We start from the raw sequence: 26,158 nt of genomic DNA, 5'->3' as shown, positions 1-26,158 counted from the left end.
CATATATTATACACTTCCTTAAATATAGTTATATTTGATAAACCTTAAGTCTATATATCTATAGTATAGTTTTTGTTTACACTTTTTACTTCTTCAATAAAAGTTGATTTTGTTCCACTAATTTTGTATAAATATATATTGCCCTTTGGATTTACATAAGTAGGATTAAATAAAACTAAATTTTTACCACTACTATTGCGTGTGCTTCTAAAAATAATTCCATTATACCTTTTATTTTGGATATAATTTGCAAATACATGGAATGGAGCATATTCGTATTCTTTTTCTTTAGCATTATCAGTTTCAACTAACTCAAATATATAATCTGATATAAGCTTCAAATAAATATAGATTAAATACTTATTAATCTTCTTTTTAATTATTTCTTTATTCTTCAAGTTTGAAGATATATAATATATTTTGGATATTATTTCATCATACTTATAACTATCAGCAATAGTTAAATCTAATACCTTTAATTTTGTATATTCACTTGGAACAATAAATTCCATAATAGATACATAATTATTATTATTCTTTAATTTATATGCTCCTAATTCTTTTATACATGTTTCTTTTACATTCTCAAAATTATTTTTACAGCCATTATCTTTTAACTCAACACCTAAATATATAAATACTCTATCTTTTGGATTAAATCTGTTTATAGAGACATATTTTTTATTTGGAATAAATCTAGAATAATTATTACATTTCTCACCTACTCCTCTTAGTAAAATTTTTATGTTTCCCAATTTAACATCTATCTCTTTTCCCCTATACTTGAACATATCATCAAAATTCCTGTAGAAATCTAAGCATAAAATTTTACTCAAATCATCATATTTTATTTTGTCAATAGATAATTTTTCTTTCGCATCATTCCACTTTTTCTTTACATTATTTCCAATATATTCTGATTTTTTACTTAAAAGCAATCTTTCATGCAATGTACATTCCAATTCCATATCTTTAAATCCCCCTAGTTTGTACTTTCTAATTCTACACTTTGCATTCTATTTATAAAAATAAATTCAGTGATATAATAAATTTTATATAATAGTATATCTTAAATATTTTAAAATTTCTTAAAATTATTATATCATACCTTGATATTGTCAAATAATCAAAATGCATTTTTAAAAACTTATAATTCATACTTAAATTGTGCACACCTCAAATACACAATTTGTAAAAAATTATTATATTTTACAAACACCTTTTTCTAATAAATTTTTTATTCAATTTTTATATAGCTAAAGTACAATCTAGAATTTTATCACAAAAACAAAAAATACTAGCCATTTAAGACTAGTATTTTTAGTGTTTATATCCAAATATTTATATAACAATTAAATTATATACTCTTCTTCAGTTATTGCAACTTCCTCAATGACATATATTTTTTCTATTTTATTGAGATAATCTACTATACTTAATCCAATAGCCTTTCCTAGCTTAACAGGAACTGCATTTCCTATCTGCTTGTACACCTGGCTAACTGACCCTGTAAACTCCCATTCATCAGGAAAACTTTGAATTCTAGCATATTCTCTAGTTGTGAATGGTCTAGTCTCATCTGGATGACATCTTTCAGTTTGCTTTTGTGCAGGACTACATGTTAAAGTTAGGCATGGTTCATCCCAACTTATTCGTCTTGCCATACCTCTTTTTCCGCCACCACTATAATAACTTTTTCCCATATAATCTCTTGCCACCTCATCTGGTAAATTTATCCAACATCCGCCTGGTGGTACCATATCTAACACTTTTTTCTTCCTCTCAGGATATCTAGCTCCTTCAGATTTTGGAACATTTTTAAGTGCATCTCTTAATGTAGCAACATATTCAAACGGCTTAGGGAACTTAAAATCCACATGTGACAAATCTTTTCTTGTTCCTATTATAATAACTCTTTCTCTCTTTTGTGCAACTCCATAGTTCACAGCCTTTAGTATTTCATATTTTACATTGTATCCAATCTCACTAAATACATCTACCATAGTTTTTAATGTTTTTCCATCATCATGAGATACAAGACCTCTAACATTCTCTGCTAAAAACACCTTAGGCTTTAACTCTTCTAGAATTTTAGCATAGGAATAAAACAATGTCCCTCTTACATCCTCTAACCCTAGCTTCTTACCCGCATAGCTAAATGCTTGGCATGGATAACCACCTGATAGCAAATCTATCTCTATATTATTATCAATATAATTTTTTATTCCGTTTTCTGCTATTTTAACAACATCACCCTGTATAACATTCCAACCTGGTCTATTTAATTTTAATGTATCACAAGCATATTTATCCAATTCTACTAAGCCTACCTCTTTAAAACCAGCTTTTTCAAGACCTAATGCTAATCCTCCTGCCCCTGCAAATAATTCAACACATGTATATGGTCTTTTAGCTAATACATTACTTATATCTACCTGTTCATTACTTTTATTTTCCTCTTCAGAATTTAATTCAGATTCACTAGCTTCTTTATATGTACAATCTCTATACTCTACATAATCTTCATTACTGCTACAAATATTTATAAATTTTATTTGCTTTTCATTTACATCTTCCACACACATGATTTCATCAAATCCAATATCTAACACTTCACATAATTTTTCTACATTACTTTTTATAGGTGTAAATTTTTCTGATAATATTGCAGATAACTGATTCTTCGTTATGCCCATATTTAATGCCAGTTGATTCTGACTTCGTATATTTTTCTCTTTCATAATTTTTCTCACTCTATTTTTATCAATAGTTACTTTTTTCATTTAGTTCACCTCTTATAGATAATATACCCTTAAATAGTTAATAAAATACATTAACTATTTAAGGATATATTATCATAATTTTAATTTTTATGTAAGTAGTTATAAAAACTTAAAATAAAATATCTATAAACAACCTAATATGACCTCATAATTTTACATATTATGGAATATATTGTATAATGACATTAATACTTTTTAGGGGGATTATTTTATGACTGAATTAGAAAAACAAGAAATACTAGATAAAGCCAAAGATTTTTTTACAAATATTTTGGTTGCTAATCATAAAAAGAATACTATTAAGTTAAATTTAAAGGCATTTAATATAAATCCTTTTTTAGTTAAATACTTAGCTAGTTTCTTAACAGGATCAAATAAACCTGAAGATATTGCTAAAGCATTGATTTATCCAAGAGTTCTAGGCACTTCTATTAATACGTCCTTCGGAACTAATTTACAAAAATTCTGTATTACCACTTTAGATGGTTTTGCATCTACAACTTCTGGCATTGATATAGAGTTTATTGATTGTATTGATGGTAGAAGGAAATTCTGTCAAATTAAAGCTGGACCAAACACTATTAATAAAGACGATGTTAAAACTATAATTGACCACTTTAGCTCAGTTAAAAGACTTGCTAGAACAAATGGGCTTTCATTATCTTATAATGACTTAATTGTTGGCGTTTTTTATGGAACAGAAAATGAACTTAATGCTCACTATAAAAAAATTAATGAAGAGTATCCAGTAATTGTTGGCCAAGATTTTTGGTATAGACTTACTGGTGATGAAAACTTTTATTTTGATTTAATAGATACAATTGCTCAATCTGCTTTAGAAGAGGATTGTACTATTTTACTTAATGATACAATATCCAATCTAGCTGATGAGATTTCTAAAGATAAATCTTTATTCAATCAAAAATAATATAAAAATGATTAAATGATATAGTTTACATTTTTAAAATAGTAAATGAAATATATTTTGCCAAATTTATATTCTAATAAAAATTGAGCTATAAGTTAATTTATGTAAATACAAAATCACTTATAGCTTTTTAAATACATACAATTAGCAAGTCTAAAATATATCATAAGTTTTATTTATTAATACTTGAATTTAAACTTTAAATATCTCTATCTGAACTAATTACTTTAATAATTCAATTATAAACATAGCTCCTGTCTTAAATCCAAGTTTATAACTAAGTTCTCTTTCAAATTCCATCAGAGAATTAAATAAATCATTTAATTCCATTAATTTATGTATTTCATTTTCTCCTGATAAGCTCTTTTCTAATAATTTATTAATCTCTCTAATTTCTTTCCAACATTCAGTATAATATTTGTCTTTTTCTAAAATATCACTATACATATGTTCATTTATCCAATAATCAAAATATATTTCTATAATTTCATCATACATGTTAGTACCTCCTTGACTTTAATCAGGTACTTAATATATACTTAAGTTGCTAGGTTAGTGTACATCAAGTACCTAATTTATAAAGGTAGTTGTTATATTTATATGGCAACTACCTTTTTCTAATAAGTGTTTAAATCTAAACTCAATATATTTTAAATCTCTATTACATCTAATTAAGTTTTATATATTTACCATTCAATACTTCTTGAAACATAATTTATCTATTACTTAATAAATCATACTTCTTTTTTATATCTCTTGTATCTTCTTACATTCTTCAAAAGAAAACAAATTTCCTATATACCAATATGGTCTAAATCCTGACTCACCATCTCTATTTTTAGCAACAATAATCTCACTTAAATTAGCACCAAAACCTTTTTCTCTTCGTCTCAGCTCTCTTATATCCTCAATTCCCATTGTCTTACAATAATTAAGAGCTTCTTTTTCTGTAGGTCTATGAATATATATAACTGAATTAGAATCCATATATATCTGCTTTGAACTTCTCATTACTCTATCGCCTTTAGGTCTTTCATCCTTCAATTCATCATTTAATTGAGCAAGCTGAATAACTGGTATATTAAAATCTAAAGTAATCTTTTTTATTTGCCTTGATAAGTCAGCGAATTTAGCTTCTCCTACTTCTTTACCTTCATAATCCAAAATTTGCAAATAATCAATTATTACTAAACTAGGCTTAATATTCTTTATTTCTCTCTTTATTCCTGATACTGTGTTTACAGAGTCATTTATATAAAGATTATTTTCTTGATTTATTATGCTTAAAGCTTGTATATATTTGACTATTTCATCATCATTTAGATTTCTATTCTTCATTTTTACAACTGATATTCCAGTTAGTGATGCTATATTTCTAAACAAAATCTGTATATCGCTCATTTCTCCACTTATAAAAAGTACTTTCTTGCCTTGAAATATTACATTTCTAAGTATTTGTAAAGCTAGTGCCGTTTTCCCCCTTCCACTTTTAGCTGCTATTGTAGTTAATTCACCCCCATATAAACCTCCTATAGTCTCATCTAAGAACTTTATTCCAGTCTTAATACCTTCATTTATTTCATCATTTATATATTCAAAAGCTCTCTCTGATATGGCTGTTATACTTGAATCCTTTTTTATTAATTTTTGATTAGCTTTATTTATATCATTTTCTAACTGATATATAAGGGTATTATCATCTATTTCTCCAAGACTGAATTTATTGAATTTATCAATTATATTTCTATTTTTATACTTTTCAATAACTATACTGACATAACTCATAAAATTTGATACTGTTGGAACTATGGTTGACAAACTAGTTATATAGCTTATACCTCCAGTATTATTCAAATGACCTTTTCTCTTTAATTCTTCTGTAAGAGTTATTATATCTATTACTTCATTTCTCTTATTTATTTCTTTTATAGCATTAAATATGTATTTATGTTCCTCATGATAAAACATGTCTTCATTCAACATTTGCTCTAACTCTTCTACTATTGTTGAGTCTAATAAAATGCTTCCTAATATAGATTGCTCTGCTTCTGTATTTTTAATTAAGTTGTTTGAATTGTTTATAATATAACCTCCTTACCACTTTAATTGTGAGTCATCTGGATTATATATTCCTGTCTCTTTATTTATGACAATTTCCTTGCTATGATAATTGCCCTCTAGTATCTTGGTAAAATTACTTGAATTCATTATCCAATCAAAGTTTGCTTTCCATCCTGTATTATTGTTTCCATTTAGAAAACTTGTCTTACTGACTATATTTATAACCTCTAATACAGTTTCTTTATCATATTCTCTTATTCTTGAATTTATTCTCTTCTTTCTTGTATCTGTTAGTTTATTGACCTTTGAAAGTTCCATACAAGTTGAATTAAATTTACTTATGATTTCACTATATATAATATTATTTTCATTCTTTATATTCTTGATTGTTGTTGATTGATTGTTAATCGTCTGTTGATTAGGTTGTTGATTTTCTATGTTATCTTGGTAAAGCTCCCAGTTTTCAATAGTTATGACTATATATTTGTTTGTTGTTTCGTATGTTAGAAAACCAGCATTTTTAAAAACCAACAAACAACTTCTAACCATTTGATAACTAACTCCTTTACCACATCTTTCAGCTATTTTGCTATATGAAGAAATAAATTGTCCAGACTTTATTTTTATCTTTTTATTATCTATAAAAACATGATTTTCTTTATGACTAGCCATAAGTAATAGAGTTATTAATATTACTTTTCTTTCTGGTTTAATATCTTTCCAAATTGATTTATCCAACAACTCCCTATAAAGCTTTATCCACCCTTTATTGCTCAATTGCAAACACCTACTTTAAGACTATAACTTAATACCATTTGCATTTTCAATAAACCAATCATCTAATTTGTTTTTTATTATGTATACTCGATTATTTATCCATATACAAGGGAACCCTTTATTTTTAGAATGACATAACTGCCTAAATTTTGATTCTCCTATAGGATAAAGCTTCGATGCTTCTTTACATGTTATAAGTTCAGCTTTATTTCTTTTCACATTTTCAATAATTTTATATCCTTGCTTTTTTTCTTGTGCTTCTTCTTCATTCTTTACAATAATATTTAAAGTAGCTTGTAATGTCTTTAAAACTTCTAAATTATTATTCTCTTTCATATTTTACTCCTCCTTACTAAAAAATAATTCTTCTACTGTTGTGTCTAAAGCCCTAGACAGTTTAACCATCAAATCATTGCTTGGATTATTAGCCTTACCTCTTTCCAAGCTTGATAAATAATATCTTGATATACCAACTCTATCTGCCAGTTCTTGTTGCTTTAAACCTTTTTTAATCCTAAATATTTTCAAATTGATTCCCATACTTTTTCCTCCTTTTTTCTAGTTTACATTCGTAAACTTTACATTTTAATTATAATGTCGACATATGTGTACTGTCAATAAAAATATATTATTTTTCTGTTCTCATTTGTGTACTTTTGGGCTATACTTTATACGAGGTGATAATATTGCAAATTGGAAAAAACTTAAAAAAGATAAGAAAACAAAAAGAATTAACACAGATTCAACTTGCTGAAATTAGTGGCATCTCAAGAAATGCTCTAATAAACTATGAAAATGATAAAAGAATACCTAGTATAGATACCTTATCAAAACTCGCTAAAGCTTTGAAAATTGAAAAGACTATCTTTTATTTTGATATTGAAAATGAAGTAATGACTAATGAAGATGTTTTATACTTTTTACAGTCTTTATTCCCAGAAGAATACTATTCTTTTGATGAATTTTTAAATGCTATTTCAAATCTTATGGAAGATGATGATATTAGAATTACCTCAAGTTTACTGTTAGGTGCTTGGTCTGATAAAGACCAATATTATAAACTTGGTGAAAAATTAGAACTAAATGAAAATCAAGTTTATAATTGGATACTTTCAGATTGTATATCTAATACTGAATTAGATTTTTCATTACATCCTGATGACATAAAAGAAATTATTAAAAATGATGTTCTTATAAAACAATCAATTGATGAATTATTAGATATTGGTCTATCAGAAGAAAATATAGAAGCAATCTATGATTACTTTAGTGAGGCAACAGATAATGGGAGTAACATTCGACTAAAAAAGTTAATATCTCAAAAAGAAAATATGACTATTAAAAATAATGATTACTTTAAATTATTACAAGAAAATAATGAATTAAAGGAAAAAAATAAAAAGCTTGAAAATACACTTAAAGAAATAAAAAAACTACTAACTAAAATATAAAATAATATCAATACTATCTAAAGTAATGATAAAAAACTATGAAAGGAGCTACAATCATGAATAAATCATATATACCAAAATACATATATAAATTCCCTACTAACCTACCTCATGGAGATAGAAAATATACTTTAACATACATTAGAAGAATGATAAGTGAATTTGTGTATGATATGGGTAACCTAGAAAATAACCCATTTACATTCCCAGAAGTACAAACATTACTTGATGGTATAACAGTAGGTGGGCATAAATTAAGTGACCAAAATCAAATACTAAATATAAAATCATCATGGGATTATATAATAAAATTAAGTAACAAAGAAAACTTACCTTTAAATAAAGATACAATTTGCTCTATACATAAAATAGTTGCAAAAGATGAAGCTCTAATTGTTGGAGATTTTAGAAATGGTAACATAGGTATAGCAGGTACTACTCAATATGAGTGCATAGAAGCCACTCTATTAAATGATTTATTTGTAAGTGACATAAATATCATAAATAAAATAACTAACCCCTTAGAAAAGGCTATAATAATAAATTTATGGTTGTCATATTGCCAATTCTTCTATGATGGTAATAAAAGAACTGCTAGACTTACCTCAAACCTAATACTTATAAATAATGATATAGGAGTTCTATCAATACCAGCTAAGCATAAACAAGAATACAACACATTAATGTTAAACTTCTATGAAACACTAGAAGCTGATGAAGTTATAAAATTCTTATTAGAGAAATGTATTACATTCTTTGATGGATATAACTATAAATCATATAAGGAGCTGTTTAAAAATGGCAACTAAAAGAGCTAATGGAGAAGGCTCTATCGGAAAATATAAAGATGGTTGGCGTTCCCGTATAATGATTGGTTACAATGAAGATGGTAAACCAATAAGAAAAGAATTTTATGGTAAGACTCAAAAGGAAGTTAAAGATAAATTAGATACTTATAAAAAACAATATTATTTAAACTCTGATATTTCAAATGATAAAATAACTTTAGAGCATTGGTTTTACAATTGGTTGTTTGAATATAGAATAAAAGATTTAAAACCCAAGTCATTTGAGAGATATGAAAGCATCTATCGCAATTATATTAAAGATACTGATTTAGGCAATGTTAAATTAAAAGACTTAAGAGTATCCCACATACAAAAATATTACAATAGATTGCTTGATTCCAATAAAAGTATACCTACTATAAGACAAATAAACACTAAACTGAAAACCTGCTTATCAGAAGCTGAAAAACAAGGTCTTATACAACGTAACTATTGTACTATGGTAAATATACCAGTTGAAAAAAAGGAAAATAAGCTTGAAATATTGACTCTTGAACAACAAAAGAGTTTTATAAAAGCTATAGATGGTCATAAATTAGAGGTATTATTTTTACTTGCTCTTGGTACTGGACTTAGATTAGGAGAATTATTAGGACTTAAATGGTTTGATATTGATTTTAAAAGTTCTAATTTAACAGTTAAAAGAACTCTTCAAAGAACATATCTTATAGATAAAAATGGAAATAGAGAGCTTAAAGTATTAGAGCAAGAGCCAAAGACATCAAATTCTTACAGAACTGTACCGATTCCAAAGGATGTCTTAAATAAATTGAAAGAACATAAAGTAAATCAAAATACAGATATATTAAAGGCTGGAGAATTATATAGAAATGATAATTATATATTTTGCAATGAATTAGGTATCCCTGTAGATGATAAAAGACCTTTAAGGAATCTAAAATCTATATTAAATAGCTTAGATATAGAGCCTATAAAATTTCATGGTCTTAGGAAAACTTATGCAACTAGACTTTTTGAGAATGATGTCCCTCCTAAAACTGTACAAGTTTTAATGGGTCATTATGATATATCAATAACTTTAAATATATATACTCAAGTTATGGAAGATAAGAAAGTTGAAGCTGTAGAAAAGTTGGATAAAATATTTTCATTTTAGAAGCTATAAATCTATTGGCTCCTTTTTTGACTAAATACTATTCTGTAATTGATATATTTATTATATAAATAATAAAGTAAAAGATACTAGTTTTATAAGCTAGTATCTTTTATATCTATAAATTTTATTTGTAAATATTTAAAACTAATTAAATAATCAATTACAAGTTTAAACTAATTTCATTACTACATAATAAACTTGCTTCATCCCAATCATCTCTAATATCTTCTCTAAAGTATTTATATACCTCTAGAACAAATTCTTCATCCTTAGTATTAGAAGTCCTATTATGAATAAGGTCATCTATTTCATTAACTGTAATCAATGTATTCAGATTTTCTGTACTTATTTTATATCTATAGCCAAATGTACCTATAGACATAATTGTAATATCATATATAAGTCTAATTATAGTCTCTGAATCTATTATATTTTTAATGTAAACCTTAATATCTCTGTCAATATCTTTTAAGGCACGATATAATGCCCATACACCATCTTTATTATAAAATTCTTTATATATATTTATATTATTATCATATATATTTTTTCCAATATATATGAATTTTTCATTAAATTTTATTAATCTCTCTTTTTCAATATCACTTTTTACATATTTATTGCATTTCATCCAATAATTTATACTATCTATTATTATTAACTTTGAATATTCATTTTCCATATCTTCTATATATTTATTAAAGTGAATGTCAGGCATTAATAGCAATATATCAGATATAATCATACTAGCTCTACTTCTGCCACTTAACCCCATAAATTCTCTTGCATCTTCAATCTCATATATATTCGAAAATAGTGCATATGCTAGATAATGTAAATTTTCAACTTTAATATCTCCTATATAATATTGCATAGTTTCAAAAACAGTTTTGTGAGTTTCTTTTGGAAATTTTCTAATTAATAAATATAAATTATCCATAATATTAATTTTATTATCACTATTATTAATTAATTCAATAAAAATATCAATAGCATTACTTATATATATAAAATCATTATCCGTTTGAGCAAAATATAAATCAAAGAATTTCGCACTACAAATACTTTTTTTCTTTTCAATAGACTTATATTCTTCATGGTTAGAAATAATTGCATTTACAGTACATTCTAAATCTTCTCCACATTTATACTTTTTAACATAAGGAAATATCTCTGATAATATACTCTGATACTCTTTATTATTTTCATCGGAGAATAAGTTATCAAAATATGCTTTACCTTCTTTATTAAACTGTTGTTTATTAATTAATGAAGAAATTGAATTTAGCCATATTTTATCATGTGATATAAAAAATTGACTATTATTATAGATAGAATTATATAAATTATTATTATACATTTTTATCAATTCTATTATAAAAATTTCTATAATATTTAAATATTTATTGCTTCTATAATTAAAACTAACTACAGAGTTAATAAATCTTTTTAAATCTCTAATATCCTTAATAATAACTCCAAGTTTATTGATTAAAATATCATATTCATTTAAATTTTCTTCTTTTTCTCCATATAAAATAAGTATATTCTTAATACATCTGTCGATAATATTTATCTTTACATCAGATTGTATATTTGGTAATTTCACTTGAAGTTGAACTATTTTTTTTAGATAATCATAATCTATTTTCAATTCATCTTGCATAATATTTTTCATATTTTCACCATCAAATGCAAGTATATATGTTACATAATCAAAATCAAGTATATTATTAACCAATTTAAAAAGCAGCGTAATATTTTCCTTTTCTATTCTATCAATATTATCAATAATAAAAACAACCTTTTTATTGCTTAATTGAAGATAATTATTAATCATTTTTTTAATTTTATTTATTTCAGAAAAGCTCTCTTCATTATACAATCCTAATGCTCTAATTTTTTTTCTATCCTCATCTGTAAATAATACTCCATACAAACTATCTATAATTTTTTTTGATTGAGTTGCACTAAATTTTATCCCTGATTTTTTTAGAAGGATATCAAACATTCCTCTAAACATACTACTATTATCATCAAAAGACCAGGGATCAAAATCATCTATTATAATTGTGTCTAAATTATTTTCTTTAATCTTATTTTTTACAATATTTAGAACTGTAGTTTTTCCACTTCCCCAGGGTCCTTCTAAACTTATGATAAATTTTCTCTGTGGATTACAATTAGTTATAATATTATATAAATTATTAATAAATCTATCTCGATCTAATAAATCATAATCCACATATTCTTCACTAACTAATATAAATTCATTATTTTCAGTTATACATCCATCATACAAGTCTTTTAAGCTATAAATATTAGATTTTTTATCTAAAGCTTTAATTAATTTATTAAAAGAAGTAATTCTGTATATTAATAGAACAGCCAATATAAAAATAAATATAATTGATACATAAACTCTATATGTAACTTCCTTAAATGTTAATAAAGATATAACCGAAAATGTAAAAAGTATGATTATCGAAAAAATTAATATCATATCAATATCATTAACTATTTTTATTTTTAATGAATTTAATAAACCAAAATCAAATAAGCTTACTAAAATGAAAATTCCCATAAGTATGTATATCTCTTTGTTAAAACCAAAACTAATTACTTTAGATAATATATTATTTTTATCAACTACTAATAAAATAATATTTACAATAATTGACCACCTAATAATTCCTGTTACATTATATACATTTTTAAAATCAAATAAATATTTTTTCATTTCTCCCCCTTTTGCAAAATATATTACATGAAACATAAAATTATTTTTAATAGTTTTGTAACACATGTATTTTACTTTTTAAACATAATCATGCTACAATATCTTTCTAATTAATACTCCATAAAGAAATTGTATATATTCTCATCTATTAAGTTAATAGTAGCACTACTTATAACTTAATTAATTTTCATTCTCTTATTATTCTATAATCTATAAAATCCATATTTGAAATATTTAAATATATTGTTTTATATTTCTTTATAGGTCTACTATATATATAAAATATAATTTGTTTTTCATTGTCAGAAACTAAGCCTTCTAGCTCATTCCTTATTTTCTCACTTCTATAATATCTATCTATAGTTTCTTTTTTTATGCAAATTATAGTCTGCATTTCTTCGTCTTTAAAACTTTTTTTTAAAAAAATTACAAATTCATTTTTATTATTTTTTGATTTAAAAATTTTTCCAATACCAAAATAGATTCTATTATATGACTCAATATTCTCATAATTTATATCAGCAATGTTTATAAACATACTTTTATAACTAATTTTAAAATTATTTATATTAATAAAAAAAGAATCTAATAAGCTCTCAGATTTATACTTTTCAAACTTAGAGATTAAAGGTTTAATTGAATAAAAACTTGAGCTTCTAGAACCATTCTCAATATATTGCTTTTTTAAGTTTTCTTTTACTTCTTTTTTATTTTTCTTCTTAACACCATCATTAGATTTCTTAACATAATTATCTGTTTTTGGTCTATTAAACATAAGTATATCCACTTTATTATTTATATACTTCATAGGTTTATTCTGTCTATTTATAGCTTTACTATCTTTTACTTCTTTAAACGCTTTAATCATCTCACATTCTTTACTATGTTCACCATAGTATTTAAAGTATGGTATTCTCTTCATCTCAGATTTTTTTTTATCAATATTTACACATGTTATTTGAGCACTGCAATTAGAATCTGTACATTCAAATGCTCTTTTATCTTTGATATAACCATTCCAAAATAACTCATATGCCTTTTCAGCATCTATTACATCTTCAAATTCTAAACTATATGCTTCCTCTATTTTACTCACATAAGACCTCCTTATAAATTAGATATTTGATAATAAAATGATTCTCTTAGTAATACTATTTAGGTATATTTTACCATTTTAATGAAGTATTTGGTATACACATAAAATTTATTATTATTTGTTCAAAATACAACCTTAGAATTTTAAATAAAAAAATATATCTTCACAAATAAATTACATCTTTTCTAAACTATCTTTATTGCTATAAAACTTAATAATATATCTTCAAAAAAACCTCTTTTTCTGTGGTTGGGGTACGGTTGGTGGATTTCATCACCAAAATAAAAAATACTAGTCAATAAAGACTAGTATTTCCAAGTATTTCATCATTCTTTTTTAAAAATTGGTGGAGACGAGGGGAGTCGAACCCCTGTCCGTAAGTCTTTTCCTCGTTGCATCTACATGCTTAGCCAACTTCACTAATATCTCGCCTCACATAACGCCAAGTGGCAGGCTCTATGCTTAGCCAGTCCCAATTAATCTACTTTAAGTCGAGACACCCCTAAAGTAGTTCCCTGCATAATGACGTCCAGTCTTAGTCGGCAGGAGGACTAAGAGGGACGAGCAGCAACTAGGCTGCTATCGCGAAATTATCGTCTGCGTTTATTTTAAAGTTCCCCAGTTTTTACGTGACCCAGAGTAACACGACATGCAGCCTCAAGTTCCAAACCCACGTCGAAACCTTTACGCCCCCTTGAGTAGTTTATAGTCCATTAGACTTTTCGCAAACTTTATCACCATTTTTATTAAATTTTTAATGTATATATAATATAATACTTTTAAGAATAAAAATCAATGTTATGTTCTAGATAATAAAGAATTTTATTCTAAAAAATACACTTTTATCTAATTTAATACTTGCCTGTCATTTCTCTTTCTATACGTCTTTGTGCATCTTTCTTAGCCATATCTTGACGCTTATCATATAACTTCTTCCCTTTTGCTAAAGCAATTTCTACTTTAACTTTACCATTTTTTAGATATAAACTAAGTGGTATAAGTGAATACCCCTTTATAGTAGTTGCTCCAATAAGTTTTCTTATCTCATGCTTATGAAGCAATAATTTTCTAACTCTTAAAGAATCAACATTGAATATATTTCCTTGCTCATATGGACTTATATGAACTTGTTTCAAAAATACTTCACTATTATCTACAGATGCATATCCATCACCTAGGTTAACTTTACCTTGTCTTATTGATTTTACTTCTGTTCCTTTTAATTCAATTCCACATTCATAAGTTTCTTCTATAAAATATTCATGTCTTGCTCTTTTGTTTGTTGCTAATACTTTCTTACCAGCCATATAAATCTCACCTTCTTTGCTAGAAATTTCTTCAATTGATATTAATAATTTGCTAAATTTTTCATGCTACTAAATCATTTGACTAACCTGTATAATAACATATTTAGGAATTTTAGTCAAGATTACACTAATATATTAAGTTTCTTAAGTAATATGATAAATAGTAAAGCAAAATAAATAACAAGCCATATCAAATACATTCAATACCAAGCTAAATTTAACTACTAAAATCAATTTATTAACTTCAAAACAAAAACTACTCTAAATATCTATCTTTTATCTTTTAACATGCCCATAAAATATAATACCCACAAATAATAAATAATACTCAAAATATCCATTTAAATAATCACACATCCTTAAAAAATCCTACTTCAGCTATAACCATCTTAAAGTTTCTTAAAAGATGTAAAAATTTGATGATAAAGTAGCCATTTTTCCAAAAAAAATGTAATATATAATTATATCTTGTAATATTTTAGAGATAAATCTTAACTATAGTAGGGAGAAATTTGTATGGATTTAAGCAAAAAAGTAAGAATTTTAGAAAATGCATCAGATGGCAAAAGTGAATTTGAAATATTAGAATTTGAAAAACTTGAAGGTGCTTCTAGCCCAATGATGGCAATGGGATTATATTTTGCTAGAGAAGCTGGCTTAAGAGCTAGACAAATTAAGATAAAGTTAAATAATTCATCAATAAAAACAGAAGCTGGTGCATTATATTATTATAAAGGTAATATCTCTTCTGAAACTAAGATTGGTGGCGTTGGAGGCCTTTTCAAAAAAGGAATATCAGGAGCACTTACTAATGAATCAATGATGAAACCTGTATATAAAGGTACTGGCGAAGTTTACTTAGAACCTTCTTTTAGACATTACTTATTTATGAGCCTTGATAATGATTCAATAGTTGTTGATAAAGGATTATTCTATTGCTGTTCTGATACAATAGAAGTAAAGGCATTTACACAAAAGAATTTCTCATCTGCTTTACTTGGTGGTGAAGGTTTCTTCCAAATAGAATTAAGTGGTACTGGTGTAATCGTTCTAGAATGCGTTGTTCCTCAAAGTGAAATTGTAGAGTATGAATTAAAAAATGGAGAAGAATTAAAGGTAGATGGTAACTTTGCAATAGCAAGAACATCTGGAGTTAATTTCTCTGTTACTAAATCAGATAAGTCTTTAATTGGTTCTGCTTTAAATGGTGAAGGTTTCTTAAATACATTTACTGGTAATGGTACAGTTTGGCTAGCTCCAACTCAAGTAATGTATGAAAAATTAAGCTTTGGCTCAATGCCTACTAATGATAACATGAATAATAAAGTTTCTAAACAAAAATAGTAGTTTTATAAATACTTACTAAATCATTATGAAATTTATAAAATTATTATAGGTTTTATTTGACTATCACTGTGAAATCATTATGAAATTTATAAAATTACTATAGGTTTTATTTGACTATCATTATGAATTCATTATGAAATTTATAAAATTACTATAGATTTTATTTGACTATTATTATGAATTCACTATAAAATTACTATAAGTTTTATTAGATTATTATTGTGAAATCACTATGAAATTTATAAAATTATTGTAGGTTTTACTAAACTACTTTTTGTAAAATCACTATGAAATTTATAAATTTACCATAGATTTTATTAAACTATTACTGTGGAATTACTAAAAAATATAAATTTGAGAGCTTTTAATAAAATTCAGTATATATATGTACTTTTATACCAATAGATAAATACATCTATTTACATACATAAATATCAAATTATATCTTGTGTACATAAAAATAAACTTGCATCTCATAAATGTACTTTTTATTTCTATTACCTTCATTTTATTAAAGCTCTCATATTATTTACCTAACCTTCCTTTTTATTGGTTTTATCAATAGAGATATGATTATCAACACTACACTTCCAGATATCAACCAATATTTTTCATCAAAACTGCCTTGACTCATAGACATTATAAAAAAATTTCCAACATACTTATCTTTAGTCATCATATTTAAAATTAAATATCCTATAGACACCATATATCCAATGATTGTATTATTAAATAAATTCGAAAAAAACATTCCCAAACTTCCTACAAACATAGCTGATGCGAAGCTTCCAATGATATACTCAGTTACTGGAAAATTTCCACCTAAATAGATTAAAACATTTACAAAACCTATGATTAAAACAGCTATACTTATAATTGACATCAGTATTCTAATTGATTGTACAATAACTTGAGATAGTGATTTTGATGATACTATTTCATCAAGCTCCTTTGATTGCTCTAGTGAAAATATAGGTACCAACATTATTATTCCTACTATTACAACATAATTTTCTAAACATATGGCTGACGAAATTCTATCTAAATTAGCTACTCCTTGTATTAGAGGAATCAAACATAACAATATAATTGAACATATCAAATTAATTAAAGTGCTTAATTTGAAGTTTTCTTTTATTAAAACTAAACAGTTTTGAAAGCTTTGATGCAACATCAAGATTCCCCCTTCTTTTTTGCTCATATAAGAATATCGTTAGCAAAACAATCACTAATGCACCTAGACTCATCATAAATCTATTACTCATAATTTGATTAAAGTTTTGTGCAACAATATTCCCACTTAGCACACTATTATGTCTTATCATTAACCCCATTGTTGGATAATCACCTTTAAGACCTGTAGAGTTTATACTGTAAAACCACCAAATTAATTGAACAATAATTGCTATTGGTGTATCTGTTAATATAGTAAGGCTCATACCTATAGCTGTAGCTATCATAAGTGTTGGAAGTAGCCACCATATTGTATATTTTATAAATGCTAAATTATCAACTGATATCCCTTCATTTTTGCCAAATTCAATCAAAGGAAGCAAATCTTTTATACCTAAAATTAATACTGGTAATAACATCATAAAAACAAGTGCAAAATATCTTGATAAAACTATTTTGTATGATGATACTTGTTTTGAATAAATAATTTCTCTCATTCTTGAACGTTTATCTTTAAGTGACATGAAAACTGCCACAAACACTGGAAATATACTTAAGACTATACCTATATAATCACAAAAAATTCTTGCATAACCATTAGTAACTTTATCTTTTTCTATTGTATAGTTATAATTCTGCATCGCTTCATTATAAGAAATTGGAACTACTCCAAATCTTTGCAACTTATCAAAGGCATATGCAGACCCTCCGCCTAAAATATCATCTACTCTTTGCATTATTTCTTCAAATCTTCCAATAGATACTCTTGAATAATCTATTTTTATGCTCTCTCCATTTTTCCATAGTGAATTTATTTTCTCAATACTTCTACCAGTTATTTCTTCTATATATTGTTCTATGGTCTTGGTTTTATTTTGGTCCAATTTTATAGATTTAACTATTCCTGTTGGATATGTTGTATATGAGTTTTCTTGATATTCTCTAATTAAATTTATAGTTGCATTTGGAATGACTTCTTCTGTTTTCATAGATTCTTTTTGACCATATGGATATTGATTGTGTATAGAATAATATTCTTCAATATCTTCTACCCTTTGAGGAGCAACTAATGGATTCCCATCATTAGGAACATTTTTACTTACATCTTTAGAAACTGAACCCCCAAGTTGAGAAACATAAAAAAACACTAAAACTATAATAAAAACATAATATACTATACTTTTTAATATATTTTTACATTCTTTTACAAATAGATTCATATCTTCTCTCCTCCCATTATAAGCATATAGCCATCTTCAATAGTTGGATTACATTCTACTGCATTTTCAAAAGGTTTATCATCTGATATGACCCTAAGTGTAGCCTTTCCACCTTGAGTCAGCATACCTATAACTACAAATTTATTTTTTATATTTTCAATATCTTTTTTATCTACTTCAATACTATATACTTTTCCTTGAGCTAGTTTTGCTAAAGCCTCAGTAGAGCCATTGTATATAACTTTTCCACTATCTAATATCGCCACATTTTCACATGTAGCTTCTATATCTCCAACAATATGCGTTGATAATATAACAATTCTATCATTTGCAATTTCACATAATAGATTTCTAAATCTTATACGCTCTTCTGGGTCAAGACCTGCTGTTGGTTCATCTACTATTAAAACTCTTGGATTATGAATTAGTGCTTGCGCTATGCCAAGCCTTCTATTCATACCTCCAGATAAAGACTTTACCTTAACATTTTGATGATTAGTAAGGTTTACTTTACTTAATAACTTGCATATAACTTTTCTTCTTTTCCTTAGTGGTATATTCGATAAAACTGCCAAATAATCCATTGCTTTGTATACTGTCATATTGGGATACATTGAAAAATCTTGTGGTAAATAGCCAACCATATTCCTAATATCTTTAGTATTCTCAATAGAAACCCCACACATATCTATTGAACCTTCTGTTTTGGATAATAAGGTAGCTAAAATTCTCATAAAAGTCGTTTTTCCTGCTCCATTTCTTCCTAAAAGCCCAAACATCCCACTGTCAATTTCAAGATTTATACTATCAAGAGCACTTTTTGTTCCAAATCTTTTACTAAGATTAGACACTGATATTTTCATTTCCATATATAAATACACCTCCAGAAATAGTTTTATAGAATTGTATTTCTATAAATTTTTTATTGTATTTTCATAATAAATTCTAAAACTTAAGATATTATTTATAAATTTCTAAATTTTTCCTAAAGATTTTAATTTTTCTACTTTTAATTAGAGTATCTATATTTTTTATTTTTACTTACTTTATTTGTGAGTCCGTTTTATATAATAAAAAGATATGGTGGATGACTAAAGGAATTATTTATAATGGATAGCTTTCAATATGATGGTAAGTTGCTATAACGAAAAAATATTGCAGATAACTAAAAAAATTATTGGATATAAGAGATTAGCTTCAAAAGATAATTGATTTGCATAATGGAAAATAAGATAAGTATACAAAAGAATTGTTGGATATAAGAGTTTAGCTTCAAAAGATAGTTAATTTGCATAATGAAAAATAAGATAAGTATACAAAAGAATTGTTGGATATAAGAGTTTAGCTTCAAAAGATAGTTGATTTGCATAATGAAAAAATAAGATAAGTATACAAAAGAATTGTTGGATATAAGAGATAAATTTTCAAAAAAATTAATTCACATAATAAAAAAACATAATATCTAATTAAAAGAATTATTGAATATGATAGGTTAGCTTCAAAAATAAATCGAGTCACATAATGAAAAAATATTATAGATATACAAGAGAATTATAGAACACAATAGATAAATTTCAAAAATATAATAGACTCAAGACTATAATTAAAAAATCCTCTATTTTATCAATTAAATTAGAATCTGGAAGATTATTAAATGCCTATTGTAGACTCATATATTTCAGAATCATATTATATAGTCTGTTCTAAGAAATATTTATCACATACTTGTATCCTAATGATACTAACTTAGGATAAATCATTTAGCCTTTTAAGATAAATAAAATATATGTAGCTACACACCACAAGAATCCAAAAATAATTGATATATTTTAAAATGCTACTATTAAATAAATAATTAAAAGGCTAATATGTACCTTCCCTTATAAAATCATACTTCCTCATGTCTAAGATATATAAATGTATTAATCGTTCATAGTTTTTTAGTAATCATCACATTATATAAAATATTACTGCTTGTCTCTCATTAGCAGCTTCTTCTATAAACTTTTTAAGTTCAATCAAATTTGCCCATACATAATCAAAAAACTCTTCTTCATTCTCATCATCCATAACAGGGTAAATATTATTTTCTAACATCTCACTAATATTAAATTTTTCTCTAAACTTCTGCTCTTCCAAACTGTCCATTGCTTCTGATAGCTTCTTTACATCATCAGCAGTAATCAGCATTGCAGGTGGTTCTCCATCAATTTCCATAAATACATTTCCACTCATTACTAGTTTGCTAAATATATTATCATCCTCTCCTCCAAATGGACAACCTGTTAAAGTAAAGTGAATAGCATGCCATGCTTTATCAATACTGATAGTATTATCTTCATCCATATCTCCAAAAAATAAACCTTGTAAGTTATCTTCTGCTTGTTGTAATTTCAAAACATTTTCTTCACTTATTCTAATATAACATCCTATCATACCCATAATTCTATTCCTCCTAAGTAGTGTTTTTTTTATTTTAACACTAAATTTATACAAAGTAATATATCGTTATAAATTAAATAAAACAAAAATTTATGTAGAACAAAAAAAATAAGTGTATCTCAAGTTTTAAATGATACACTTATTTTATATTAAAAATTTATTTTTTAAATATCTGTTTTTAACTAAGTATTTTTATACTACCTATTTTCATCAAATATTTTTATATTATCTATTCTCATTAAATATTTTTTAACTTCTAATTTTCATTGCGCATTGAGTATTACAAATTTAGTTATACCATAAATACTACAACTTCTCATATCTATTTTAGATGTTTTACTTATTCCTCTATTTTTTCAACTATTTCAAAATCAATTTCTTTAAAATCTACATTTACACCCTCAACTTTTATCTTAACTAAATCACCTATCTTATATGACTTCTTAGTTCTTTCTCCTACAACACTATAAGAACTCTCATCATAAATATAATAATCATCATTCATATTTGCAAGTCTTATCAATCCTTCTATAGTATTATCTAGCTCAACAAATATTCCAAATGAAGTTACACTAGATACAACGCCTTCAAACTCTTGACCAACTTTATCCTTCATATAAAGAGCCTTATAGAAATCATGTACATCCCTTTCAGCTAACTCTGCTTTTCTTTCTTTTTCAGATGATTGAACAGATGCATAATCCACTATAGTAGTAAGCTGTTCCTGTCTCTTTCCACTTATCTTATTATTTAAAGATTCTTTTATTATTCTATGAATTTGAAGGTCAGGATATCTTCTTATTGGTGAAGTAAAGTGACAGTAGAATTTAGCTGCTAATCCAAAATGTCCACTACATTCTGGTGAATACTTAGCTTGTTTTAAAGAACGAAGCATTATAGTACTAATAGCACCTTCTTCTTTTTTGCCCTTTATCTTCTCTATTATACCTTGTAATGCCTTTGGATGTACTTCCTCTTTGTCACCCTTTATTACATATCCAAATGTAGATATAAACTTACTCAATTCTTCCATTTTTTCCAAAGATGGTGTCTCATGTATTCTATACACAAATGGTATCCCCATCCAATAAAAATGTTCTGCAATTGTCTCATTACTTATAAGCATAAATTCTTCTATTATCTTATTAGATATTCTTCTCTCATATGGCTTTATATCTGCAACTTCACCGTTTCCATTTAGAATTATCTTTGCTTCTGGGAAATTGAAATCTATAGCCCCTCTTTTTTCCCTTCTTGACATAAGAATTCTAGCTAAGACCTCGGCATTCTTAAAGTCATCTGCAACATGTTCAAAAGTCTTTTTAAGTTTTTCATCATCTTTCTCTAATATGTCAGACACTTCTGTATAAGTCATTCTAGCTTTTGAATTTATTATAGATTCACATATCTCATGTTTAACTACATTTCCTTTATGGTCTATTTCCATAAATATAGAAAGAGTTAACTTATCTTCAAATGGATTTAAACTACATACTCCATTTGAAAGAGTTTTTGGCAACATTGGGATTACTTTATCTACTAAATAAACTGATGTAGCCCTTTTTAAGGCTTCTTTATCGAGTTTATTTTTTTCTCTTACATAATGTGTGACATCAGCTATATGAACTCCTAATTTAAAGTTTTTATTAGGTAATATTTCTATTGATATAGCATCATCTAAATCTTTTGCGTCATCTCCATCTATAGTAAATATGTTTAAATCTCTTAAATCTCTTCTTCTTTTTATCTCTTCTTGAGGAATTTCAACAGCCACAGCCTCAGCTTCTTGCAATACTTTTTTTGGAAACTCTTCTGGAAGACCATGTTCTCTTATTATAGAGTCTATTTCTACGCCTCTTTCACCTTTTTGACCTAGTATCTCTATAATTTTTCCTTCTGGTTTTCTATCCTCTTGTGGCCATACTGTAATTTCACATACTACTTTATCATTATCTACTGCTCCACTAAAATGTTTTTTAGGTATATATATATCTTTAGTAAACTTCTTGTTATCTGGTGTTACAAAGCCAAAAGTTTTACTTGATTGAAAAGTACCCACTATTCTAGTTATCTCTCTCTTTATAACTTTTACTATTCTTCCTTCAGCTCTCTTTTCTTCAGTCGCAGGTACAACTATTTCTGCCATAACTCTATCATTGTGCATAGCTCCATTTATATTGTCACTTGAAATAAATAAATCTTGCGTATACTCAGCATCAGACTCAACAAATCCAAATCCTTTTTTATGTGATACAAATTTTCCAACAAAATATCCCATTTGATTTGGAGATATTATTTTTCCTTTCTTAGTAAAACTTATATAACCATCTTCTTCTAATTCATTTAAAAAATTATAGAACATTGGCATTTCTGATGAATGTATATCAAAAATTTCTGCTAATTCTTCTTTCTTTAGAGGATTATATGCGCTTTCATTTATTAATCCTAACAAACTCTCTTTAAGTCCTGGTATCATTTTTCCCTCCTATTTTAATCTTTCATTATATTATTGTTTATATTACATTACCTTTTATATTCCTTAGAACAAAGCTTTTTTATTAATTACATATAACTTTTTATACTTTTTATTATTCCTACAAGTTAAATTACTTATTTATATTTTGTATTTATTATAAATTGTAAAGTAATAGCTTAAAACACTATTATGCTGATTCTTTAAGAATAAATTATCTGTATAAATATCATTATGATTGTTTAAATTACTGTTTGTCATCTACTTTATCACCTAATTATACACTATCAGATAGGATTGGTAAAATATTCATCTCATATAAGTATTACTATATAATAATTTATTCTATTAGTATACTCAAATCATGTAAAATTTATATAACTCAATTAATTTTTTAAACACAACTTAATAATATAAAACTCATAATAAAAGTAAATTTATATGTTAAATGAGGTTGATTTTTTATTATTTTTTATTTATGCTAGTACTAAAGACTTGCAAACGTTTTTTGACAAGTCTTTATTTTATCTAAACTAAACAAACTTTTTTTTACAAATAAATACATGAAATTTAAACTAATCTACTTATTGGAGGAGATAAAATTGGAAGAAGTAATTGCAAAAATTATTACTATAGAAAATGGATTTAAAGAAATTGAAACTATAGCTAAAAAGATTGTAAAAAATAATGAATCAAAAAAATGTTATTATCTGTCAATCTACTTATATAGATCAGAATACTATCAAGTAAGAGAATTGGCAGTGTTTATACTTGGATTTATATCAATAACAATTTCTGAAGCGTTGTTATTTTTAAAAGATAATGTTAGTAAAGATGAAAACTGGAGAGTACAGGAAATACTAGCTAAATCATTTGATTATTATTGTAGTGAGGTAGGATATGAAAAAGCACTTCCTGTAATAAAAGAATGGATTAATTCTGACAATCCAAACGTAAAAAGAGCTATCACAGAAGGCCTTAGGATTTGGACCAATCGAGATTATTTTAAATCTAATCCTGATGTCGCTATATCTCTACTTTCTAGTTTAAAAGATAATGATAGTGAATACTTAAGAAAATCTGTTGGTAATGCTCTTAGAGATATAAGTAAAAAATATCCAGATTTAATAAAAAAAGAATTAGACTCATGGGATATCACAAATAAAAAAGTTGAGTTTGTATATAAGCTTGCTTCAAAACGTATATTAGCAAAATAAATTGGAGGTGACCTTATTTGAAACTTCGCGATGAATATACTTGCCCCTTAGAATTAACACATGATATGATAAAAGGCAAATGGAAATCTATTATATTATGGAGATTACGTATGAGACCAACTTCTCTATCAAAACTTGAGAAGGAGATTAATGGTATTAATCAAAAAATGTTGCTTGAACAGCTTAAAGAATTAATCGAATTTGGTCTTGTAGATAAAAAGACATATGATGGTTACCCACTTAAGGTTGAGTATTCACTTACACCTATTCGAGGAAAGCAAATGTTAGATGCTTTGGCTATAATGCAAGATATAGGAATTAACTTTATGCTCGATAATGGCATGGAAGATATACTTAAGGAAAAAGGTATTTTAAAATAAATAGATACCCCCTAAATAGATACACACAAAAAAGTAAGTAATTTACCATTATTTTCAATTGGTATATAATTAAATTACAGAAATATTCTATTAATTTATTATATATTTAGGAGGTAAATTATTATGAAAGTAACTAGTACTGGTATAGTAAACGGCGTTATAGAAGATAAATATGGAAAAAGAGGAACTCAATTCAATGAAGGTGGTATGCCTACATACTCACTACCTCTAAAGTTTGAAGATGCTCCAAAGAATACAGTATCCTTTGCAGTATTTTTAGAAGACAAAGATTCTGTCCCTGTATGTGGATTTGCGTGGATACATTGGTTAGCTGTAAATATAACAAGAGATGAATTAAGTGAAAATGAAAGTATAACAGCTACTGATTTTGTTCAAGGAACTACTAGCTGGCATGGTAAACTAGGAGGTCTTGACAGATTAGAAGCCAGTGTATATGGTGGTATGGCACCTCCAGACAGACCTCATGTTTATGAAATACATGTATTTGCACTTGATACTATTCTTGACCTTGAAAAAGGATTCTATATGAATGAGTTTTTTAAAGCTATGGATGGACACGTTTTAGATACATTTACATTAAAAGGAAGTTATTCTAACTAATTAGATTGACTATAGCTAATCATTAATTAAATGTCTACATTTGATTAATGATTAGCTTAATTGTTATTAGAATATTTTTTATATTTTAATTAACAGATTACATTAAATCCTGCGATTTACATAAAATTTAACACTCTACATGAAATTCAATAATAAATATAAAATTCAACAATCAAG

General features: G+C 26.0%; 23 protein-coding genes and 1 other RNA gene. 8 read left to right on the top strand and 16 right to left on the bottom strand.

Annotated elements, in window-relative coordinates:
* Positions 1–50: 50 nt before the first annotated feature.
* The gene (locus Q3304_RS02055; RefSeq protein ID WP_074076128.1) at positions 51–968 is read right to left on the bottom strand and encodes an RES domain-containing protein; all 918 of its coding nucleotides are present in this window, start codon (positions 966–968) and stop codon (positions 51–53) included.
* A gap of 384 nt (positions 969–1,352) precedes the next feature.
* Positions 1,353–2,783, bottom strand: a complete 1,431-nt coding sequence (gene dcm / locus Q3304_RS02050; protein ID WP_407814592.1) for a DNA (cytosine-5-)-methyltransferase — start codon at positions 2,781–2,783, stop codon at positions 1,353–1,355.
* Positions 2,784–2,994: 211 nt separating this feature from the next.
* Here dcm and Q3304_RS02045 point away from each other — a divergent pair, with 211 nt between their 5' ends.
* On the top strand, positions 2,995–3,711 hold the full coding sequence (locus Q3304_RS02045) for a PmeII family type II restriction endonuclease (protein WP_021397334.1): 717 nt from the start codon (positions 2,995–2,997) through the stop codon (positions 3,709–3,711).
* Between the two features lie 222 nt (positions 3,712–3,933).
* On the opposite strand, the gene Q3304_RS02040 is transcribed toward Q3304_RS02045, so the two are convergent.
* The 5 genes from Q3304_RS02040 to Q3304_RS02020 form a co-directional block, all read right to left on the bottom strand.
* Positions 3,934–4,209, bottom strand: coding sequence for a DUF6809 family protein (locus Q3304_RS02040; protein WP_074076126.1), 276 nt, complete (start codon positions 4,207–4,209; stop codon positions 3,934–3,936).
* Positions 4,210–4,458: 249 nt separating this feature from the next.
* Positions 4,459–5,772, bottom strand: a complete 1,314-nt coding sequence (locus Q3304_RS02035; RefSeq protein ID WP_272864713.1) for a DnaB-like helicase C-terminal domain-containing protein — start codon at positions 5,770–5,772, stop codon at positions 4,459–4,461.
* Between the two features lie 33 nt (positions 5,773–5,805).
* On the bottom strand, positions 5,806–6,549 hold the full coding sequence (locus Q3304_RS02030; RefSeq protein ID WP_196340744.1) for a hypothetical protein: 744 nt from the start codon (positions 6,547–6,549) through the stop codon (positions 5,806–5,808).
* A gap of 21 nt (positions 6,550–6,570) precedes the next feature.
* Positions 6,571–6,885, bottom strand: a complete 315-nt coding sequence (locus tag Q3304_RS02025) for a hypothetical protein (protein ID WP_074076123.1) — start codon at positions 6,883–6,885, stop codon at positions 6,571–6,573.
* Between the two features lie 3 nt (positions 6,886–6,888).
* The gene (locus Q3304_RS02020) at positions 6,889–7,089 is read right to left on the bottom strand and encodes a helix-turn-helix transcriptional regulator (protein ID WP_074076122.1); all 201 of its coding nucleotides are present in this window, start codon (positions 7,087–7,089) and stop codon (positions 6,889–6,891) included.
* Between the two features lie 137 nt (positions 7,090–7,226).
* On the opposite strand from Q3304_RS02020, the gene Q3304_RS02015 reads away from it, so the two are divergent.
* Genes Q3304_RS02015 through Q3304_RS02005 form a run of 3 tightly spaced genes read left to right on the top strand, consistent with a single transcriptional unit; the run spans position 7,227 to position 9,965 of the window.
* Entirely contained in the window at positions 7,227–8,000 is a 774-nt protein-coding gene (locus Q3304_RS02015) for a helix-turn-helix domain-containing protein (RefSeq protein WP_407814593.1), read from the top strand.
* Between the two features lie 56 nt (positions 8,001–8,056).
* Entirely contained in the window at positions 8,057–8,809 is a 753-nt protein-coding gene (locus Q3304_RS02010; RefSeq protein WP_407814594.1) for a Fic family protein, read from the top strand.
* The gene (locus tag Q3304_RS02005; RefSeq protein ID WP_407814595.1) at positions 8,799–9,965 is read left to right on the top strand and encodes a tyrosine-type recombinase/integrase; all 1,167 of its coding nucleotides are present in this window, start codon (positions 8,799–8,801) and stop codon (positions 9,963–9,965) included. The genes Q3304_RS02010 and Q3304_RS02005 overlap by 11 nt, the downstream gene beginning before the upstream one ends.
* A gap of 160 nt (positions 9,966–10,125) precedes the next feature.
* On the opposite strand, the gene Q3304_RS02000 is transcribed toward Q3304_RS02005, so the two are convergent.
* The 4 genes from Q3304_RS02000 to smpB all read right to left on the bottom strand — a co-directional run bounded on the left by Q3304_RS02000 (position 10,126) and on the right by smpB (position 15,108).
* Positions 10,126–12,705, bottom strand: a complete 2,580-nt coding sequence (locus Q3304_RS02000; protein WP_074076118.1) for a P-loop NTPase fold protein — start codon at positions 12,703–12,705, stop codon at positions 10,126–10,128.
* A 187-nt stretch (positions 12,706–12,892) separates the two neighbouring features.
* On the bottom strand, positions 12,893–13,801 hold the full coding sequence (locus Q3304_RS01995; RefSeq protein ID WP_074076117.1) for a hypothetical protein: 909 nt from the start codon (positions 13,799–13,801) through the stop codon (positions 12,893–12,895).
* Positions 13,802–14,145: 344 nt separating this feature from the next.
* Positions 14,146–14,495: a transfer-messenger RNA gene (ssrA, locus tag Q3304_RS01990) on the bottom strand.
* A 157-nt stretch (positions 14,496–14,652) separates the two neighbouring features.
* Positions 14,653–15,108: an SsrA-binding protein SmpB gene (smpB, locus tag Q3304_RS01985; RefSeq protein WP_054277589.1), complete on the bottom strand. Its 456-nt coding sequence runs from the start codon at positions 15,106–15,108 to the stop codon at positions 14,653–14,655.
* Between the two features lie 516 nt (positions 15,109–15,624).
* Between smpB and Q3304_RS01980 the strand changes: the two genes are divergently transcribed.
* On the top strand, positions 15,625–16,452 hold the full coding sequence (locus Q3304_RS01980; RefSeq protein WP_167639924.1) for an AIM24 family protein: 828 nt from the start codon (positions 15,625–15,627) through the stop codon (positions 16,450–16,452).
* 532 nt (positions 16,453–16,984) lie between these two features.
* Here Q3304_RS01980 and Q3304_RS01975 read toward each other — a convergent pair.
* The 5 genes from Q3304_RS01975 to rnr form a co-directional block, all read right to left on the bottom strand.
* Positions 16,985–17,629: an ABC transporter permease gene (locus Q3304_RS01975; protein ID WP_407814596.1), complete on the bottom strand. Its 645-nt coding sequence runs from the start codon at positions 17,627–17,629 to the stop codon at positions 16,985–16,987.
* Positions 17,559–18,848, bottom strand: coding sequence for an ABC transporter permease (locus Q3304_RS01970; RefSeq protein WP_407814597.1), 1,290 nt, complete (start codon positions 18,846–18,848; stop codon positions 17,559–17,561). The genes Q3304_RS01975 and Q3304_RS01970 overlap by 71 nt, the downstream gene beginning before the upstream one ends.
* Positions 18,845–19,717: an ABC transporter ATP-binding protein gene (locus Q3304_RS01965; RefSeq protein WP_407814598.1), complete on the bottom strand. Its 873-nt coding sequence runs from the start codon at positions 19,715–19,717 to the stop codon at positions 18,845–18,847. Before Q3304_RS01965 ends, Q3304_RS01970 begins: the two co-directional genes overlap by 4 nt.
* A 1,081-nt stretch (positions 19,718–20,798) precedes the next feature.
* On the bottom strand, positions 20,799–21,290 hold the full coding sequence (locus tag Q3304_RS01960) for a YfbM family protein (RefSeq protein ID WP_054277593.1): 492 nt from the start codon (positions 21,288–21,290) through the stop codon (positions 20,799–20,801).
* A 340-nt stretch (positions 21,291–21,630) separates the two neighbouring features.
* Positions 21,631–23,766 carry a ribonuclease R gene (gene rnr / locus Q3304_RS01955; RefSeq protein WP_054271641.1) on the bottom strand — a complete coding sequence of 712 codons (2,136 nt, stop codon included), beginning with the start codon at positions 23,764–23,766 and terminating at the stop codon, positions 21,631–21,633.
* Positions 23,767–24,365: 599 nt separating this feature from the next.
* On the opposite strand from rnr, the gene Q3304_RS01950 reads away from it, so the two are divergent.
* The 3 genes from Q3304_RS01950 (at position 24,366) to Q3304_RS01940 (ending at position 25,981) form a co-directional block, all read left to right on the top strand.
* Positions 24,366–24,980, top strand: coding sequence for a HEAT repeat domain-containing protein (locus Q3304_RS01950; RefSeq protein WP_407814599.1), 615 nt, complete (start codon positions 24,366–24,368; stop codon positions 24,978–24,980).
* A 17-nt stretch (positions 24,981–24,997) separates the two neighbouring features.
* Entirely contained in the window at positions 24,998–25,360 is a 363-nt protein-coding gene (locus Q3304_RS01945; RefSeq protein ID WP_407814600.1) for a winged helix-turn-helix transcriptional regulator, read from the top strand.
* 123 nt (positions 25,361–25,483) lie between these two features.
* Complete coding sequence (locus Q3304_RS01940) at positions 25,484–25,981, top strand: YbhB/YbcL family Raf kinase inhibitor-like protein (protein WP_054271644.1); 498 nt, start codon at positions 25,484–25,486, stop codon at positions 25,979–25,981.
* Positions 25,982–26,158: the final 177 nt, after the last annotated feature.

Source organism: Clostridioides sp. GD02377 (assembly GCF_045899875.1).
In the GTDB taxonomy this organism is placed as follows: Bacteria; Bacillota; Clostridia; order Peptostreptococcales; family Peptostreptococcaceae; genus Clostridioides; species Clostridioides difficile_A.
This window is presented reverse-complemented; position numbering and strand designations above follow the sequence as displayed.